General features: G+C 60.8%; 13 protein-coding genes, 1 rRNA gene and 1 pseudogene. 6 read left to right on the top strand and 9 right to left on the bottom strand.

What is annotated here, in order from left to right:
- Nucleotides 1-107, top strand: a 5S ribosomal RNA gene (rrf, locus tag AWT75_RS06390); the annotation flags it as partial.
- A 194-nt stretch (nucleotides 108-301) separates the two neighbouring features.
- Here rrf and pssA read toward each other — a convergent pair.
- The 3 genes from pssA to AWT75_RS06375 all read right to left on the bottom strand — a co-directional run bounded on the left by pssA (nucleotide 302) and on the right by AWT75_RS06375 (nucleotide 4,407).
- The gene (gene pssA / locus AWT75_RS06385; RefSeq protein WP_062788294.1) at nucleotides 302-1,642 is read right to left on the bottom strand and encodes a CDP-diacylglycerol--serine O-phosphatidyltransferase; all 1,341 of its coding nucleotides are present in this window, start codon (nucleotides 1,640-1,642) and stop codon (nucleotides 302-304) included.
- 109 nt (nucleotides 1,643-1,751) lie between these two features.
- The gene (locus tag AWT75_RS06380; protein ID WP_045848703.1) at nucleotides 1,752-3,068 is read right to left on the bottom strand and encodes an NAD(P)/FAD-dependent oxidoreductase; all 1,317 of its coding nucleotides are present in this window, start codon (nucleotides 3,066-3,068) and stop codon (nucleotides 1,752-1,754) included.
- A gap of 10 nt (nucleotides 3,069-3,078) precedes the next feature.
- Entirely contained in the window at nucleotides 3,079-4,407 is a 1,329-nt protein-coding gene (locus tag AWT75_RS06375; protein WP_045848704.1) for a glutamine synthetase family protein, read from the bottom strand.
- 94 nt (nucleotides 4,408-4,501) lie between these two features.
- Between AWT75_RS06375 and AWT75_RS21655 the strand changes: the two genes are divergently transcribed.
- The 3 genes and pseudogenes from AWT75_RS21655 to parE all read left to right on the top strand — a co-directional run bounded on the left by AWT75_RS21655 (nucleotide 4,502) and on the right by parE (nucleotide 7,477).
- Nucleotides 4,502-4,657, top strand: coding sequence for a hypothetical protein (locus AWT75_RS21655; RefSeq protein ID WP_161937728.1), 156 nt, complete (start codon nucleotides 4,502-4,504; stop codon nucleotides 4,655-4,657).
- 148 nt (nucleotides 4,658-4,805) lie between these two features.
- Nucleotides 4,806-5,297 (top strand): annotated as a pseudogene (locus AWT75_RS06370) (RNA pyrophosphohydrolase); the annotation flags it as partial.
- Nucleotides 5,298-5,506: 209 nt separating this feature from the next.
- Nucleotides 5,507-7,477, top strand: coding sequence for a DNA topoisomerase IV subunit B (gene parE, locus AWT75_RS06365; protein ID WP_370303002.1), 1,971 nt, complete (start codon nucleotides 5,507-5,509; stop codon nucleotides 7,475-7,477).
- 78 nt (nucleotides 7,478-7,555) lie between these two features.
- Here the strand turns inward: parE and AWT75_RS06360 are convergent, their stop codons facing one another.
- Entirely contained in the window at nucleotides 7,556-8,266 is a 711-nt protein-coding gene (locus AWT75_RS06360) for an alanyl-tRNA editing protein (protein ID WP_045848706.1), read from the bottom strand.
- Between the two features lie 164 nt (nucleotides 8,267-8,430).
- Between AWT75_RS06360 and AWT75_RS06355 the strand changes: the two genes are divergently transcribed.
- Nucleotides 8,431-9,111: a pseudouridine synthase gene (locus AWT75_RS06355; RefSeq protein WP_045848707.1), complete on the top strand. Its 681-nt coding sequence runs from the start codon at nucleotides 8,431-8,433 to the stop codon at nucleotides 9,109-9,111.
- 70 nt (nucleotides 9,112-9,181) lie between these two features.
- Here AWT75_RS06355 and queF read toward each other — a convergent pair whose 3' ends face one another.
- Together queF and murJ are read right to left on the bottom strand one after the other, a co-directional pair.
- Nucleotides 9,182-10,021 carry an NADPH-dependent 7-cyano-7-deazaguanine reductase QueF gene (queF, locus tag AWT75_RS06350; protein WP_062788291.1) on the bottom strand — a complete coding sequence of 280 codons (840 nt, stop codon included), beginning with the start codon at nucleotides 10,019-10,021 and terminating at the stop codon, nucleotides 9,182-9,184.
- A 22-nt stretch (nucleotides 10,022-10,043) separates the two neighbouring features.
- Nucleotides 10,044-11,579, bottom strand: coding sequence for a murein biosynthesis integral membrane protein MurJ (murJ, locus tag AWT75_RS06345; RefSeq protein WP_062788289.1), 1,536 nt, complete (start codon nucleotides 11,577-11,579; stop codon nucleotides 10,044-10,046).
- A gap of 122 nt (nucleotides 11,580-11,701) precedes the next feature.
- On the opposite strand from murJ, the gene rpsT reads away from it, so the two are divergent.
- Nucleotides 11,702-11,965 carry a 30S ribosomal protein S20 gene (gene rpsT, locus AWT75_RS06340; protein WP_045847229.1) on the top strand — a complete coding sequence of 88 codons (264 nt, stop codon included), beginning with the start codon at nucleotides 11,702-11,704 and terminating at the stop codon, nucleotides 11,963-11,965.
- A 103-nt stretch (nucleotides 11,966-12,068) separates the two neighbouring features.
- Here the strand turns inward: rpsT and AWT75_RS06335 are convergent, their stop codons facing one another.
- The 3 genes from AWT75_RS06335 to fabI form a co-directional block, all read right to left on the bottom strand.
- Nucleotides 12,069-13,229: an acetate/propionate family kinase gene (locus tag AWT75_RS06335; RefSeq protein WP_062788287.1), complete on the bottom strand. Its 1,161-nt coding sequence runs from the start codon at nucleotides 13,227-13,229 to the stop codon at nucleotides 12,069-12,071.
- Nucleotides 13,226-14,155 (bottom strand): phosphate acetyltransferase, encoded by a 930-nt coding sequence (locus AWT75_RS06330; RefSeq protein WP_062788285.1) that lies wholly within the window; start codon nucleotides 14,153-14,155, stop codon nucleotides 13,226-13,228. The genes AWT75_RS06335 and AWT75_RS06330 overlap by 4 nt, the downstream gene beginning before the upstream one ends.
- 63 nt (nucleotides 14,156-14,218) lie before the next feature.
- Nucleotides 14,219-14,995, bottom strand: coding sequence for an enoyl-ACP reductase FabI (gene fabI, locus AWT75_RS06325; protein ID WP_062788283.1), 777 nt, complete (start codon nucleotides 14,993-14,995; stop codon nucleotides 14,219-14,221).
- Between the last annotated feature and the right edge of the window lie 212 nt (nucleotides 14,996-15,207).

Here is a 15,207-nt window from a genome sequence, read left to right as displayed (position 1 = left end):
CCATAGCGAGGTGGTCCCACGCCTTCCCATCCCGAACAGGACCGTGAAACGCCTTAGCGCCGATGATAGTGTGGCATTCGCCATGTGAAAGTAGGACACTGCCAGACTCCCCCTTCGAAGCCCAGCTCAACCGAGCTGGGCTTTGTGCTTTGGGGCGGCGGTAACGGCCATGCGTCATGCCGGTAGATTGGTACTGATCATGAGGAAAATTGCGGGTAACTTGCGGCCCCGATAGCGTGCAGAGTCAAACAAAAAGCCACCCTGGGGTGGCTTTTTGCATTGGTGCCGGCAATTTTTTGTCTTACAGCATCAGGTTGAGCATGCGGTCGATACGTACCCGACTCAGCCTGGTGAGGATGGTGCGGACCTTGAGCGGGTAGCTGCGCACGCTTTCCAGTTGGCGGTAGTGATGGATGCGGGTGGTGTGCTGCAGGATATGTTGCTGCTCTGCATGGCTTTGGGCTTGCAGCTGTTGTTCCGGATCGTGGATCAGCAAGGCGTTTTCCAGATCCAGTCGGAAGGCTCGCGGGTTCATGTTGTTGCCGGTCAGCAGGATGTGCTGTGTATCACACCACATGCCTTTGAGGTGATAGCTGTTGTCACCATCTTTCCACAGGCACAGATTGAGCTTGCCGTTTTCGATCTGGGCCTGACGGCGCTTGGCGAAGCGGCGCAGATTCATTTCGTACAGATAGGGCAGGGCACCAATCAGCTTGAATGGCTCGGACTCGGGAATGAAAAAATCATTCGCGGTCTTGTCGCCCACGATGATGGTGACTTCAACGCCACGCCGTAGTGCACGGTTGATGGCGCGTAGCACTGCCATGGGGAAGTTGAAGTAAGGCGTGCAGATCACCAGGCGGTGCTGGGCATGAGCAATCAGCTGCAGGATGAGCCGGTTCAGCGCATTGCCCTTGCCCAGGCCGACAATCGGTGTGACCCCCATGCCTTGCTGGCTGACCTGTTGTCGCGGCAGGTGGTAGTGAGCCTGTTCCAGACGGCCACGAAAGGCACGGATTTCCTTGCGAATGCTGCGCGTGGCCGGGACCGGTTTGTCGAGCCGGAATACCGCTTCGTCATTGCAGATGTGTTGCAGCATGAAACTGGCCATGCAGTCTGCCAGTGCCATGTTCTGAATCAGGTGGTAACGGTCGAAGCGGTATTTGTCCTGCTTGTGCAGGTAGACATTGTTGAGGCTGGCACCGCTGTAAATCACCAGGTCATCAATGATGAAGCCTTTCAGGTGCAGAACGCCGAACAGTTCCCGCGTTTGGGTCGGGACGCCATAGATCGGTACTTCTACCGCATGCAGGCTGGCCTCTTTCCGATACCAGGCGGCATTGCAGCTGGCATTGCTCTCACCAATGCGGCCACGCTGCGCACGATGCCAGTCCACCAGAATGCGTACATCCAGTGCTGGATTGCGCTGTTTGGCCGCAAAGATGGCGGCCAGTATTTCCTGTCCGGCTTCGTCCTGTTCCAGATAGAGTGCCGCTATATAAATGCGCTGTTGCGCGCAATCCAGTTTGCTCAGCAGCGTCTGGCGGAAGTCGGCGGCAGATGGCAGGGAAGCAAAATCGCTGGCCGTCAGCGCAAAGCGTGGCAGACGCTCCAGGGAAGGACGGGAAAGTAGAAATGCCATGTGAATTACGCGTAAAACAGTTGATCGGGGCATCCTAGCATCGTTTGCCTGTTTTGGGGGATGCAGCTGCCTGAGGTCTGTTGTGGCGCAAGTCCTGGCTGCATGATGTCTAGAAACCTAGCGCATCGCGCAGGCGGTAATACAGGCTGCCCAGCCGGATCAGGCTTTCCTCCATGGAGGCCGGCAGCGGTAGCGGGTGGGCATACAGCTTGTTGAAGATGTCAAAGCGGCCCAGGTCTCCGGCAATGGCTTCGGCAATCATCTGTCCGGCCACGCCGGTGAAGGCCAGCCCATGTCCGGCAAAGCCCTGCGCATGGTAGACGCGCTGTCCCTGACGGCCAATCTGGGGCAGACGGGCCGGGCCAATATCCACGTGCCCACTCCAGGCGTAGTCGATCGGGCTGTTGTTGAGGCTGGGGAAAATGCTGACCATGCGGGCCTTCCGATCCGCAATCAGCGCTTGTCGTTGCGCATAAGGCCGGCTGGTGCGCCCGCCAAACAGCAGGCGGTGGTCTGGCGTCAGGCGGAAGTAGTCGAGCAGTTTGTCACTGCTGCAAACGGCTGCGCCTTCGGGTAGCAAGCTGGCGGCGTGTTCGGCTGTAAGCGGGGCGGTGGCGAGGATGTGCGACTCAACCGGCAGGATGCTGCGACGCAGCTGCGGTTGCAGTGCTCCGATATCGACATTGCAGGCCAGTACCATCTTGTCCGCCCGGATCCAGCCGCCGGGTGTGCCGATTTGCAGCCCCAGCCTGTCCTCGTCAATGGACGTGACCGGACTGTGTTCGAACAGCCTGACACCGGCGCGGGATGCCGCTCGTGCCAGCCCTTGTGCATATTTCAGTGGATGCAGGTGGCCGCAACCGCTGTCGTGCAGCGCAGCGGTATAGACGGGTGAGTTGATCTGCTCTGCCAGTTCCTTGCCTTCCAGCCATTGTGCATCGTGGTAGCCACAGCTGTGCAGTGTCGACAGTTGTTTGCGTAACTGCTGATGCTGGTGGCGATTGCTGGCGGTGGTGAGAAAACCCCAGCGCAAATCACAGTCGATGTGGTGCTGGTGAATGCGATTGGCAATCAGCGCCAGTCCGTCCAGCGAGGCTTCCCAGCATTGGCGGGCGGCACGGGTACCCAATTGCTGCTCGAAGGCCCGGAACGGGGCAGCAAAACCATGCAGGATTTGCCCGCCATTGCGTCCGGATGCACCAAAGCCCACCAGAGCACCTTCCAGTACGGCTACCGACAAGCCCTTTTCCACCAGGGTAAGGGCGGCTGACAATCCGGTCAGTCCCGCCCCCACCACGCAAACATCGCAGCGCACCACTTCACCCAGCACCGGGTAGCGTTCGCGCTGGGGAGCACTGGCGGCGTACCAGGAGTTGACGTGATGTCCGTCAAACTGACTGAGATGGGGTGCATGTTCGCGTTTCATCTGGCCTCTTTCATGCCTGACCAAGCAGATGGCGGTATTCCCAGGCTGTTACGGTCTGGTTGAATGCCTGCCATTCGCTCAGCTTGAGCTGACAATAGCTTGCAACAAAGTGCGGTCCCAGTAATTCTGCCAGTGCCTGATTGCCAGCCAGTCGTTCGATAGCTTCCAGCTGCGTGCGGGCAAAGGCATAGGGCCGGCCATAGGCGCTGCAATCGAGTGGGGCGCTTGGTTCCAGTTCCTGTTGCATGCCAAGCAAACCGCAGGCCAGGGTGGTGGCCAGAGCGAGATAGGGGTTGGCATCCACGCCCGGCAGCCGGTTTTCCACCCGGCGTGCCTGCGGGCCGCTATGTGGAACACGTAGCCCGCAGGTGCGATTGTCATGGCCCCATTCCACATTGATGGGCGCTGCGGTGAACGGTGCCAGCCGGCGATAGGAATTCACGTAAGGGGCAAGCAGCAGCAGGGCATCGGGCAGATAGCGCTGCAGGCCGCCGATATAGTGGGCAAAGCGCGCGGCAGGCTGGCCATTGTCCTGCGAGAAGGCATTTCGCTGGCTGTCGGCATGGATCAGGCTCTGATGGATATGCATGGCGCTACCGGCATCGTTGGCCAGCGGCTTGGCCATGAAGCAGGCTTCCAGGCCATGGCGTGATGCAGCTTGCCGGACCATGCGCTTGAACAGGAAGGCCTGGTCGGCCAGAGCCAGTGCATCGCCGTGTTGCAGATTGATTTCCAGCTGCCCGCAACCGACTTCCTGCAGCAGGGTGTCGGCGCCGATGCCCAGCAGCTCGCAGCCATGGCGGATGTCTTCCAGCACGGCTTCCAGGTCGTGCAGCCGGTCCAGTGCATAGGGTTGGCGCAGGCTGTCGCTGGCCTTGCCGTAGCAGGCCGGGGCTTGAGGTGCCTCATCCAGCCCCTGGCGCCGTGCGAACAGGTAAAACTCCATCTCCGGTGCAACTACCGGCGTCAGCCCCTGTGCACGGTAGCGCTCGAGTACGCGGCGCAGCACATTGCGCGGTGCAAATTCCACCAGGCTGCCGTCCTCGTGATGGCAGTCGTGAATCAGCATGGCCGTGGGTTCGCGACACCAGGGCAGGCGGCGCAGTGTGCTGTAGTCGGGGTACAGCACCATGTCCGGGTCCAGTTCGGGAACCAGCTCTTGCAGGCAGTCGCCGGTGATGCTTTGCATCAGGCCTACCTGGGAGAAGCGCAATTCGCTGCCGCTGGCCACGCTGCTAACGGGGAGAATCTTGCCGCGCGCGCTACCGGTGATGTCGGAAAACAGGCATTCGACATGACGAATGCCGTGCTGATGCAGCCATTCTGCAGAAGTGTGCATGAAGGGGTCCTTGTGCGTTGATTTGTCGAGAGCCGCCCTTTGGGCGGGTAAAACGGCAAGACGCTAGCGGTGACCGACTGCAGTGAATGGCTGGATGAAAAAGCCCAGCGACAGGGCGGTCGGATTGACCCAGGCGCACGGCACCGACACTGCAGCAGGCAGTGCATGGCGCATGGCGATGGGTGAATGGACGGGCATGGTCGCTTGGTTTTCCGTGTGGAGTGAAACAGTTGTTGTGCTGGATTTTTAAACGCCTTTGCCCTGCAGCGTCAATTTATTTCATGCCCGGGTAAAGCCAGTGTGGTGGAATCGCAGCTTGTGCCTCGCGTCAGGCGCATGGCAAGAGCTGTCGAAATGTGCAAAAATTCGGTCAACTAGACGAATTGCAGGTTTTTTTCATGCTGGACCGGGACGGATATCGCCCCAATGTCGGAATCATCCTCATCAACGGAAAAAATGAGGTGTTCTGGGGCAAGCGGGTACGCGAACATTCCTGGCAATTTCCGCAAGGAGGCATCAAGCCGGGCGAAAGTCCGGAAGCGGCAATGTACCGCGAGCTTCTGGAGGAAGTCGGGCTGTTGCCGCAACATGTCAAGATTGTGGGGCGAACCCGCGACTGGCTGCGTTACGAAGTGCCCAGCAACTGGGTGCGCCGCGAATGGCGTGGCAGCTACAAGGGGCAGAAGCAGATCTGGTTCCTGTTGCGGCTGACCGGGCGCGACTGCGACGTCTGCCTGCGTGCCAGCAGCCATCCGGAGTTCGATGGCTGGCGCTGGAATGATTACTGGGCACCGGTGGATGCCGTCATCGAGTTCAAGCGTGATGTGTATATCCGCGCGCTGACCGAGCTGTCCCGTTTCCTCAAGGGAATGGAAAGCTACGACGCCTTCCTGCAGGCGCATGCGCCAGCCGGCCAAGGCGGCGCCGCTGGCCGAAGGCCTGCCGGGCCCGCAGCAGGATCACTGAACCGCCTGGCGGTTTGCTTCACCCATCTAGCAAGCGGCGGCCCTGGGCTGCCGTTTGAGCATCATGGCCATCCCTGCGGGGATGGTGACATCACCAGGCAGGCCCTGCGCACAGGGCCGCTACAGGCGACGATATATTTATGACTCAACAGTACGACGAATCTTCGGTACGAGTGCTCAAGGGGCTGGAGCCGGTCAAGGAAAGGCCGGGCATGTACACCCGCACCACCGACCCCACCCATATCTGTCAGGAAGTGATTGATAACGCGGCTGACGAGGCGCTGGGCGGCTATGCCCGCAAGATTGCCGTTACCGTGCACCAGGATGGTTCCTTGTCGGTGGAAGACGATGGCCGCGGTATTCCGGTGGGCCTGCATCCACAGGAAGGCGTGCCGGTGGTGGAGCTGGTATTCACCCGGCTGCATGCTGGCGGCAAGTTCAACAAGAAGGATGGCGGTGCCTATGCCTTCTCCGGTGGCCTGCATGGCGTAGGTGTGTCGGTGACCAATGCCTTGTCCACCCGGCTGGAAGTCGAGGTCAAGCGTGAGGGCGGCGTGCACCGCCTGGTGTTTTCCGGCGGTGACGTGATTGAACCCCTGGCCCGCGTTGGCGACTGCGGCCCGCGCACCAGCGGCACCCGGGTGCGGGTATGGCCGGATGGCAAGTATTTTGAAAGCCCGCGTTATTCCTTGCCGGAACTGGAGCGCCTGCTGCGCGCCAAGGCGGTGTTGCTGCCCGGCGTGGCGGTATCGCTGACCGTTGAGAAGCCCAGTGGCGACGAGGTCAAGGTATGGCAGTACCCGCAGGGCCTGAAGAGCTATCTGGCCGAGCTGTGCAACGGCGATGAGCCGATTGCGCCGCTGTTTGCCGCCGAGGCCTATATCGGTGACGACCACGAGCAATTTGCCAAGGGCGAAGGCGTGCAGTGGGCGATGGCCTGGTTTGAAGACGGTGCCAGCGGCGAGAGCTATGTCAACCTGATTCCCACCCCGTCCGGCGGCACCCACGAAGCAGGTTTGCGCGCAGGCGTGTTTGATGCGGTGAAGAGCTTCATCGACCACCACAACCTGCTGCCGCGTGGCGTCAAGCTGATGGCGGAGGACGTGTGGAGCCGGGTGCGCTTTGTGTTGTCGGCCCGCGTGCTGGACCCGCAATTCCAGGGCCAGACCAAGGACAAGCTCACTAGTCGTGATGCGCTGAAACTGATTTCCAGCCTGTCGCGCGACCCGGTGGAGCTATGGCTGAACCAGAATGTGGAAGCGGGCAAGAAGATTGCCGAACTGGCCATTCGCCAGGCGCAGTCGCGTCTGAAGTCAGTCAAGAAGGTGGAGAAGAAAAAAGGCTCCGGCGTAGCCGTGTTGCCGGGCAAGCTGACTGATTGCGAAAGCGAAGACATCGAACGCAACGAGCTGTTCCTGGTAGAGGGGGACTCGGCCGGTGGCTCGGCCAAGCTGGCGCGCGACAAGGAATACCAGGCCATCCTGCCTTTGCGCGGCAAGGTGCTCAACAGCTGGGAAACCGACAAGGATCAGCTGTTTTCCAATGCGGAAATCCACGATATTTCCGTTGCCATCGGGGTGGACCCGCACGGGCCGGATGATCACCCGGACCTGTCCAGCCAGCGTTACGGCAAGATTGCCATCCTGTCCGATGCCGACGTGGACGGCTCGCACATCCAGGTGCTGTTGCTCACCTTGTTCTTCCGCCATTTCCCGCGCCTGATCGAAAACGGCAATATCTACATCGCGCAGCCGCCGCTGTTCCGCGTGGATGTGCCGGGTTCGGGCAAGAACCGTCCGCCACGCAAGATTTACGCGCTGGACGAGGGCGAGCTCAATGCCATTCTGGACCGTCTGCGCAGTGAGAATGTGCGCGAAGGCAGCTGGGGTATTTCCCGCTTCAAAGGTCTGGGCGAGATGAACCCGGAACAGCTGAAGGACACCACCATGAATCCGGATACCCGCCGCCTGTCGCGGGTGCAGGTGCGTCCGGGTGAAATGGCGCAAACCCTGTCCACCTTTGTCATGCTGATGGGCAAGGGCGAGGCTTCCAGCCGCCGTAGCTGGATGGAAGCCAAGGGTAACGAGGTGGAAGCCGATATCTGAGCCAGCTGCTGTGTGGCGTTGATGGGCAATGCAAAAGGGGACCTGCGGGTCCCCTTTGTGCTGGATGGCAAACAGGCCTCAGTCGGCCAGCGTCACCACCACCCGCTTGTTGCGCGCGCCCTTGCTTTCAATCTTTTTCACCAGCAGGCGGCCGATTTCGCCGGTGCGGCGCACATGGGTGCCGCCACAGGGTTGCAGGTCGACGCCGTCGATTTCGATCAGGCGGATTTCCGGCAGCTCCAGCGGCGGGGTGACCGACATGGTCTTGATCAGCTCCGGACGGGCTTTCAGCGCTTCGCCGCTGGTCATCTGGATGCTCACCGCCAGGTCCTGTGCCACCAGTGCATTCAGGCCGGCCTCTATCTCGTCCTTGTCCAGCTCCATGCCTTCCGGCAAATCAAAATCCAGTCGACCGCCTTCTGCGGTCAGATTGCCGCCGGTCACCCCGGCCTTGATCACCACCGACAGCAGATGCAGGCCGGTATGCACCCGCATGTGACGATGACGGCGCACCCAGTCGAGCGTCAGGGTGACGGCGCTGCCTGCGGTCAGTCGCGGGGCATCGGCAGCGGTGATGTGCAGGATCTCGCGCGTTTCGCGGTTGCGGCGGGTATCGCTGATGGCCAGCGTGCTGCCGTCTGCCAGGGTGAGCGTGGCGGTGTCACCGGGCTGGCCGCCGCCCAGCGGGTAACACAGGGTGTCTGCCAGTACCAGGCCGGCATCGTCATGACGGATGACCGTGGTTTCCAGGGTGGTTTGGTAAGGGTCGAGGTAAAAACGCTCCGGCATGACAGCTCCTTGCATGGGGAATGGTCTGATCATGACAGGGTGATGGCGTTGTGCTGCCATTTCAAGTGGCAATTCCCCGGCAAATGCAGGGTGACAGCTTGTGAAGCTGGGCCGGGGGTAAGATAATCGCCGCTCTTTACTTATTCTGTTCCCCTGTTGCGGCCATGAGCCAAGCCCATAATCTGGAAAACTACACGCCGCCGCCGGATACCGGCCTGTCAGTCATTTACGTGGATGACTGCCTGCTGGTGGTGGACAAGCCCTCCGGCCTGCTGTCGGTGCCTGGCCGTGGCGAGGGCAAGGACGACTGCCTGATCAGCCGGGTGCAAAAAGTGTATCCGGATGCGCTGACCGTACACCGGCTGGACATGGCCACATCAGGCCTGGTGATCTTTGGCCGTGGTGCGGCCATGCAGCGGGCGCTGTCCATCGCCTTCATGGACCGCAAGGTCAAGAAGCGCTATATCGCGGTGGTGGATGGCATCGTCCAGAGCAATAGCGGCACCATCGACCTGCCGCTGATCATCGACTGGCCCAATCGCCCGCGCCAGAAGATCGACCACGTGGAAGGCAAAGAGGCCATCACCCATTACCGCGTGGTGTCGCGCGATACCACACGCCAGACCTCGCGCATGGAGCTGGACCCGCAAACCGGGCGTGCCCACCAGTTGCGCATGCACATGCTGCATCTGGAAAGCGGCCACCCGATTCTGGGTGATGATATCTATGCGCCGCCCGAAGCACTGGCCAAGGCCGACCGCCTGCTGCTGCATGCATCGCGGCTGGTGTTGCGTCACCCGGTGACGCAGGAAGAAATGGAATTCGACGCCCCGACGCCGTTTTAAGTGTGGTGTGGCAAGCAAATGAAAAAGGATGCCTGGTGGCATCCTTTTTTGTTTGGCGCGGAGAAGTGTTTTATTGCCGTGCCGTCCGGATATTGTCCGTCGGTGCCTGTTCGGCATTGCTGCGCCAGGGGTTGATGTCCAGGCCGCCGCGGCGGGTGTAGCGGGCGTATACCGTCAGCTGCTCCGGCGCGCAGGCGCGCAGGATGTCGGTGAAGATGCGCTCCACACATTGCTCGTGGAATTCGTTGTGCTGACGGAAGCCGATCAGGTAGCGCAGCAGTGCTTCACGGTCCAGCTTGGGGCCGGTGTAGCGGATCTGCACGCTGCCCCAGTCCGGCTGGCCGGTCACCAGGCAGTTGGACTTCAGCAGATTGCTGCACAGGGTTTCGCTCACGATATTGCCGGTATCGGCACGCAGGATGTCCGGGCAGGGCGCGTAGTTGTCCACGGCGATGTCCTGCTCGTCGATGTAGTCGCCGTCCAGCTCGGCAATACGTTCTGTGGCAAAGTCCTGTGGCAGCTGCACGCTGACCGTGACGCTGCCGCCGGCCGCGTTGGACAGATCGAGAGCCAGTTGGGCCTGCAATTCGGCCAGGCTGGCGATGCGGGTCTGGTTATAGCTGTTCAGGTAGAGCTTGAACGACTTGGATTCGATCAGGTTGGGGCTGTCCGCCGGAATGCGGAAGGTGGCAATGCCCACCTGCGGCTTGCCGCGCGCATTCAGCCAGGACAGTTCGAAACCGGTCCAGATATCCACGCCGGCAAAGGGCAGCGCCTGTTCGTCCACGCCGATTTCATCGCGTTTCATCTTGCGCGGAATGGGAAACAGCAGGCTGGCGTCGTACTGGTCCTGATAGCTGACGGTCTTGCCCAGCGGGGACTGCTCCGGTGACATGGCTTGGGGTTTCATGGCGACTCCTTGCAAAACGGTATCAATGTTCACGGCGCATGAACTGGCGCGGGCGGAAGCCCAGCGCAAACAGCATGGCGAAGTAGGTAATGGCACCGGCGACCACCAGCAGCGTCAGCCAGAGCACCCGTTGCCAGGCGTGACCATCCCAGTGGATGGGCAGCACGGCTTGCAGCAGCAGCAGTACGGCGGCCATGGCCAGGATGGCCAGTGCCATCTTGCCAAGGAAGCTGCTCCAGCCCGCTTGCGGCTGGTAGATCTTGCGCTTGAGCAGGGTGGAGAGCAGCAGACCGGCATTCAGGCAGGAGGCGAGGCCGATCGACAGCGCCAGTCCGGCATGCTTGAGCGGGAAGACAAAGGCCAGATTCATCAGCTGGGTGCAGCACAGGGTAATCAGCGCAATGCGCACCGGCGTCTTGATGTCCTGCCGCGCATAAAAGCCCGGTGCCAGTACCTTGACCAGAATCAGCCCCAGGAGGCCGAAGGAGTAGGCAATCACCGCCTGCTGCGACATCAGCGCGTCGTGGGCGGTAAAGCGGCCATACATGAACAGGGTGGACAGCAAGGGGCCGGACAACAGGCCCAGGCCTACGGTGGCCGGTACTGCCAGCAGCAAGGACAGACGGATGCCCCAGTCCAGCAATACGCTGAATTCGCTATCGGACTTGCTGGCTGCGTGCTTGGACAGCGAGGGCAGCAGGATGGTCCCCAGTGCCACGCCCAGCACGCCGGAAGGGAATTCCATCAGCCGGTCGGCGTAATACATCCACGACACGCTGCCGGTGGGCAGGAAGGAGGCAAAGGTGGAGTTGATCAACAGCGAGATCTGCGCCACTGATACGCCGAAAATGGCGGGGCCCATCTGGCGGATCACCCGCCATACCGCGGCATCCTTGAAGTCGAAGATGGGCATGGTAAGCATGCCGATCTGTTTGAGAAAGGGCAGTTGCCAAACCAGCTGGATCAGCCCGCCAACAAACACTGCCCAGGCCATGGCCATGATGGGCGGGTGAAAGCTGTGGGTGAAAAACAGCGCAAACACGATGAAGCTGAGGTTAAGGAATGTGGGCGTGAAGGCCGGAATCGAGAACTTGCCCCAGCTATTGAGAATGCTGCCGGTCATCGAGGACAGCGAAATGAAAAAGATATAAGGAAAGGATATGCGCAGGATGTCGGCAAACAGCGCGGCCTTGGCTGGTTCGCGATAAAAACCGGGGGCGGAAATCCACATGATGGCCGGGGCGGCCAGCATGCCGATGGCGGTGACCAGCAACAGCACCGAACCCAGCACGCCGGTTACCTTGGCCACGAATTCGCGGGTTTCTTCTTCGGTTTTCTGGTTCTTGTATTCGCCCAGGATGGGGACGAAGGCTTGCGAGAATGCGCCCTCGGCAAACAGGCGGCGCAACATGTTGGGAATCTTGAAGGCGGCATTGAAGGCATCTGCCGACATGCCGGCACCAAATACGCGGGCGATAAGCGTGTCGCGGACCAGGCCGAGAATGCGCGACACCATGGTCATGCTGCTGACTGCAGCCAGCGCCTTGAGCAGGTTCATTGATGATGGGTGGGAGGGTTGAGCAAGCCGGCTAGTTTACGCTGGCGGGTTTATTGTTGCAAAACCTGCTGTTAAGGCTTAGAATCGCGGGTTTCAGATTCCGCTCATCAGGAGAAAGATTCATGGCTAACAGCGCACAAGCTCGCAAGCGTGCACGCACAGCCCTTAAGCAGCGCGCGCACAACGCCAGCCTGCGTACTGCGTTCCGTACTGCAGTAAAGAAAGTGCTTAAGGCAATTGAAGGTGGTGACAAGGCTGCGGCCAAGGTTGTGTTCCACGCTTCCACCAAAGTAATCGACCGTATCGCTGACAAGGGCGTGTTCCACAAGAACAAGGCAGCTCGTCATAAGAGCCGTCTGTCCGCTCAGATCAAGGCCATGGCCTGATCCCAGCCCAGCGCTGCAAGAAATACATAAAAGCCCCGCATTGGCGGGGCTTTTTGTTTGTCTGCCTGGCATGCAGTGTTGTGCATTTGCCACGCCATATTGCCTATTGCTTTAGCAGGTCAAATGCCTGTCTGGCCATTTCGCCTTCTTCATCGGTATCCAGCACATAAGCGTGGTGCTGGCTGTCGGCAGTGGTCAGCTTGCGGGCATGTGCCAGATTGGCTGCATGGTCGATAGCAAAGCCCAGCCAGCCCAGCTGGCTCAGCACCCGGCCACGTACTTCTGCCGAATGTTCGCCAATGCCGGCGGTAAAGATGATGGCATCCAGCCCCTTCATGGCGGCGGCCAGCGAGGCAATTTCCCGCACGATGCGGTAGCAGTACAGCTCTACCGCTTCACGTGCTGCAGGCAGGGGGCTTGCCAGCAGCTCGCGCATGTCGGCCGACAGGCCGCCGGAGACGCCCAGCAGGCCGGAGTTCTTGTACAGCTCGCGCCGTACCTCGCGCACCCCCATTCCTTCATGTTCCATCCAGTACAGCACCACTTCCGGGTCCAGATAGCCGGGGCGCGTGCCCATCATCAGCCCGTCCACCGCAGAAAACCCCATGCTGGATGCCACGCTTTGCCCATGTTCGATGGCGCAGGCACTGCTGCCGCTGCCCAGATGGCACACCACCACCTTGCGTTCGGCCAGCTTCAGCTCCGGCAGGCGACGGCTGATGGAGGCATAAGACAGACCGTGAAAGCCGTAACGCCGCACGCCTTCTTCATGCCAGTGCCGGGCAATGCCAAAGCGGGTGGCGACTTCCGGCTGGCTGGCATGGAAGGCGGTATCAAAGCAGGCCAGTTGCAGCAGCCCGGCATCCACAGTGCGGAAAGCTTCGATCACTTGCAGGCTGACCGGCTGGTGCAGCGGGGCCAGCGGCACATAGTCATCCAGTGCCTGACAGACAGACTCATCCAGCCGGGTGATCTGATGGAAGCGACTGCCGCCGTGTACCACGCGGTGCACCACGGCGGTGACGGCAATGCCGTGATCGGCCAGGGTGTTGATCATGGCGGCCACGGCAGCTTCGCGGCTGTCATCACCCAGCTCGCGCTCTTCCAGTTGCTGATGCAGGGTATCGTGCAGGCTGAGGCTGGTGTGCGGCTGGCCGAAATGGTCGATCAGGCCGCGCATCAGCAGCGCACCGCCCTCCATGGCATAGGCGCGGAACTTGAGCGTGGAGGAGCCGGCATTGACGGCAATCAGGGCCTTGATCACTGGCTGGCTCCGCGGCGGCGGTGCGCCAGGACATTGGCGACGGCGGCAGAGGCCAGACGGCCGGTGGCGTCTTCGGCGCGGCTGGTCAGCACAATGGGCACGCGTGCACCCATCACGATGCCGGCCGACGAGGCGGCTGCCAGGTAGGTGAGTTGCTTGGCCAGCATATTGCCGGACTCCAGGTCCGGCACCAGCAGGATGTCCGGATCGCCGGCCACCGGGGACACAATGCCCTTGGTGTCGGCGGCTTCATGGGAGATGGCATTGTCAAAAGCCAGCGGGCCATCCAGCACGGCACCGGTAATCTGGCCGCGATCAGCCATCTTGCACAGCGCTGCGGCATCCAGCGTGGCGCGCATGGCCGGGTTGATGGTTTCCACCGCCGCCAGAATGGCCACCTTGGGGCGGGCAATGCCCAGCGCGTGGGTGAGGTCGATGGCGTTCTGGCAGATGTCGCGCTTGGTCATCAGGTCCGGTTCGATGCTGATGGCGGCGTCGGTGATGAACAGATAACGCGGATAACTTTCCACTTTCATGATGAACACGTGGCTGATGCGGCGGTCAGTGCGGATGCCGGTGTCGCGCGCCAGTACTTCAGTCATGAATTCGTCGGTATGCAGGCTGCCCTTCATCAGGATGTCGGCATAGCCGTCACGCACCAGTTTGACCGCCTGTTCGGCCGATGCATGGCTGTGCGGGGTGTCGATCAGCTCGAAGCGACTGATGTCCACATCCAGCTCTTCGGCCAGCTTCAGCAGTTTGCTGCGCGGGCCAATCAGGATGGGGGTGGCAATGCCGTGATCGGCAGCCTCTACCGCACCCAGCAGGGCTTCACGGCTGCAGGGATGAGCCACCGCCATGGGAAGCGGGCCTTGTGCGGTGGCCTGTTGCAGGATGTCGTCAAATGCTTTGTCATCGCGGGTCATTCAGGGTCTCCGGAGCGCAGGCAGGAGGAGGCCAGCGGCATCAGGCTGCTGGCCGTGGTGTCATCAGGCCATGATGTGGTGGCCGCCATCGACATAGATGGTCTGGCCGGTCAGGCTGCGGGCGGCGTTGGAAATGAGGAAGGCGCAGGTCATGCCCACGTCTTCGATATCCACCAGCTTGTTCTGCGGTGCACGGGTAATGGCGTCGTCGATCAACTGGTCGAAATGGGCAATGCCGGAGGCGGCACGGGTCTTGAGCGGGCCGGGCGAGACGGCATGCACGCGAATGCCCTTGTGGCCCAGTTCGCTGGCCATGTAACGCGACACGCTCTCCAGTGCGGCCTTTACCGGGCCCATCATGTTGTAGTTTTCCACCACTTTGTCCGCGCCGTAGTAGCTCATGGTAATCAGCGAGCCGCCATCCTTCATCAGCGGTTCGGCATGACGGGCCATTTCCACAAAGGAGTAGCACGAGACATGCATGGCTTGCTGGAAGCCCTCGCGCGAGCAGTCCACCACGCGGCCGTGCAGGTCTTCCATCGGGCAAAAGGCAATGGAGTGGATGACAAAATCCAGCTTGCCCCACAGTTGTTCGATATTGGCGAATACCTCCTGCATCTGGCCCGGCTGTTCCACGTCCAGCGGCAGTACCAGCGGGGCTTCCAGTTTTTCCGCCAGCGGGCGGACGTATTTTTCCGCCTTGGCGTTCAGGTAGGTGACGGCCACTTCGGCACCCAGCTCGCGCAGCACGCTGGCGCAGCCATAGGCGATGCTGTTTTCGTTGGCAATACCGACAATCAGGCCTTTTTTGCCACTGATGATGTTGCGAATGCTGTCCATGGAATCCTCTTGGGTTTAGCGGGTCGATGACGGGTTTGATGCATCCTGGCAGCGCGATATTGCGAGTGCGTGAAAAACAGCATTTTTGTATTGCGGCGTCAGTCGGATATAATCGTCCGTTTGCGGGCTGGCGACTTGCATTTGCCTGTCCTGACCGCATTTTGCATCATAGGTCACATGACCGGAGTTATTGTGCACCGTAGCAAAATCTA

It is taken from the genome of Aquitalea pelogenes (assembly GCF_001515305.1).
GTDB classification, from domain to species: Bacteria; Pseudomonadota; Gammaproteobacteria; order Burkholderiales; family Chromobacteriaceae; genus Aquitalea; species Aquitalea pelogenes.
Note: the sequence above shows the minus strand (reverse complement) of the source record. Positions and strands in the feature narration are given on the sequence as shown.

What these genes read in the sequence shown, in the direction of transcription:
- queF (WP_062788291.1), bottom strand. Translation starts at nt 10,021, where the DNA reads ATGAAACCCCAAGCCATGTCACCGGAGCAGTCCCCGCTGGGCAAGACC.
- pssA (WP_062788294.1), bottom strand. Translation starts at nt 1,642, where the DNA reads ATGGCATTTCTACTTTCCCGTCCTTCCCTGGAGCGTCTGCCACGCTTT.
- AWT75_RS06375 (WP_045848704.1), bottom strand. Translation starts at nt 4,407, where the DNA reads ATGCACACTTCTGCAGAATGGCTGCATCAGCACGGCATTCGTCATGTC.
- AWT75_RS06360 (WP_045848706.1), bottom strand. Translation starts at nt 8,266, where the DNA reads ATGCCGGAGCGTTTTTACCTCGACCCTTACCAAACCACCCTGGAAACC.
- murJ (WP_062788289.1), bottom strand. Translation starts at nt 11,579, where the DNA reads ATGAACCTGCTCAAGGCGCTGGCTGCAGTCAGCAGCATGACCATGGTG.
- fabI (WP_062788283.1), bottom strand. Translation starts at nt 14,995, where the DNA reads ATGGACAGCATTCGCAACATCATCAGTGGCAAAAAAGGCCTGATTGTC.
- rpsT (WP_045847229.1), top strand. Translation starts at nt 11,702, where the DNA reads ATGGCTAACAGCGCACAAGCTCGCAAGCGTGCACGCACAGCCCTTAAG.
- AWT75_RS06330 (WP_062788285.1), bottom strand. Translation starts at nt 14,155, where the DNA reads ATGACCCGCGATGACAAAGCATTTGACGACATCCTGCAACAGGCCACC.
- AWT75_RS06355 (WP_045848707.1), top strand. Translation starts at nt 8,431, where the DNA reads ATGAGCCAAGCCCATAATCTGGAAAACTACACGCCGCCGCCGGATACC.
- AWT75_RS21655 (WP_161937728.1), top strand. Translation starts at nt 4,502, where the DNA reads ATGAAAAAGCCCAGCGACAGGGCGGTCGGATTGACCCAGGCGCACGGC.
- AWT75_RS06380 (WP_045848703.1), bottom strand. Translation starts at nt 3,068, where the DNA reads ATGAAACGCGAACATGCACCCCATCTCAGTCAGTTTGACGGACATCAC.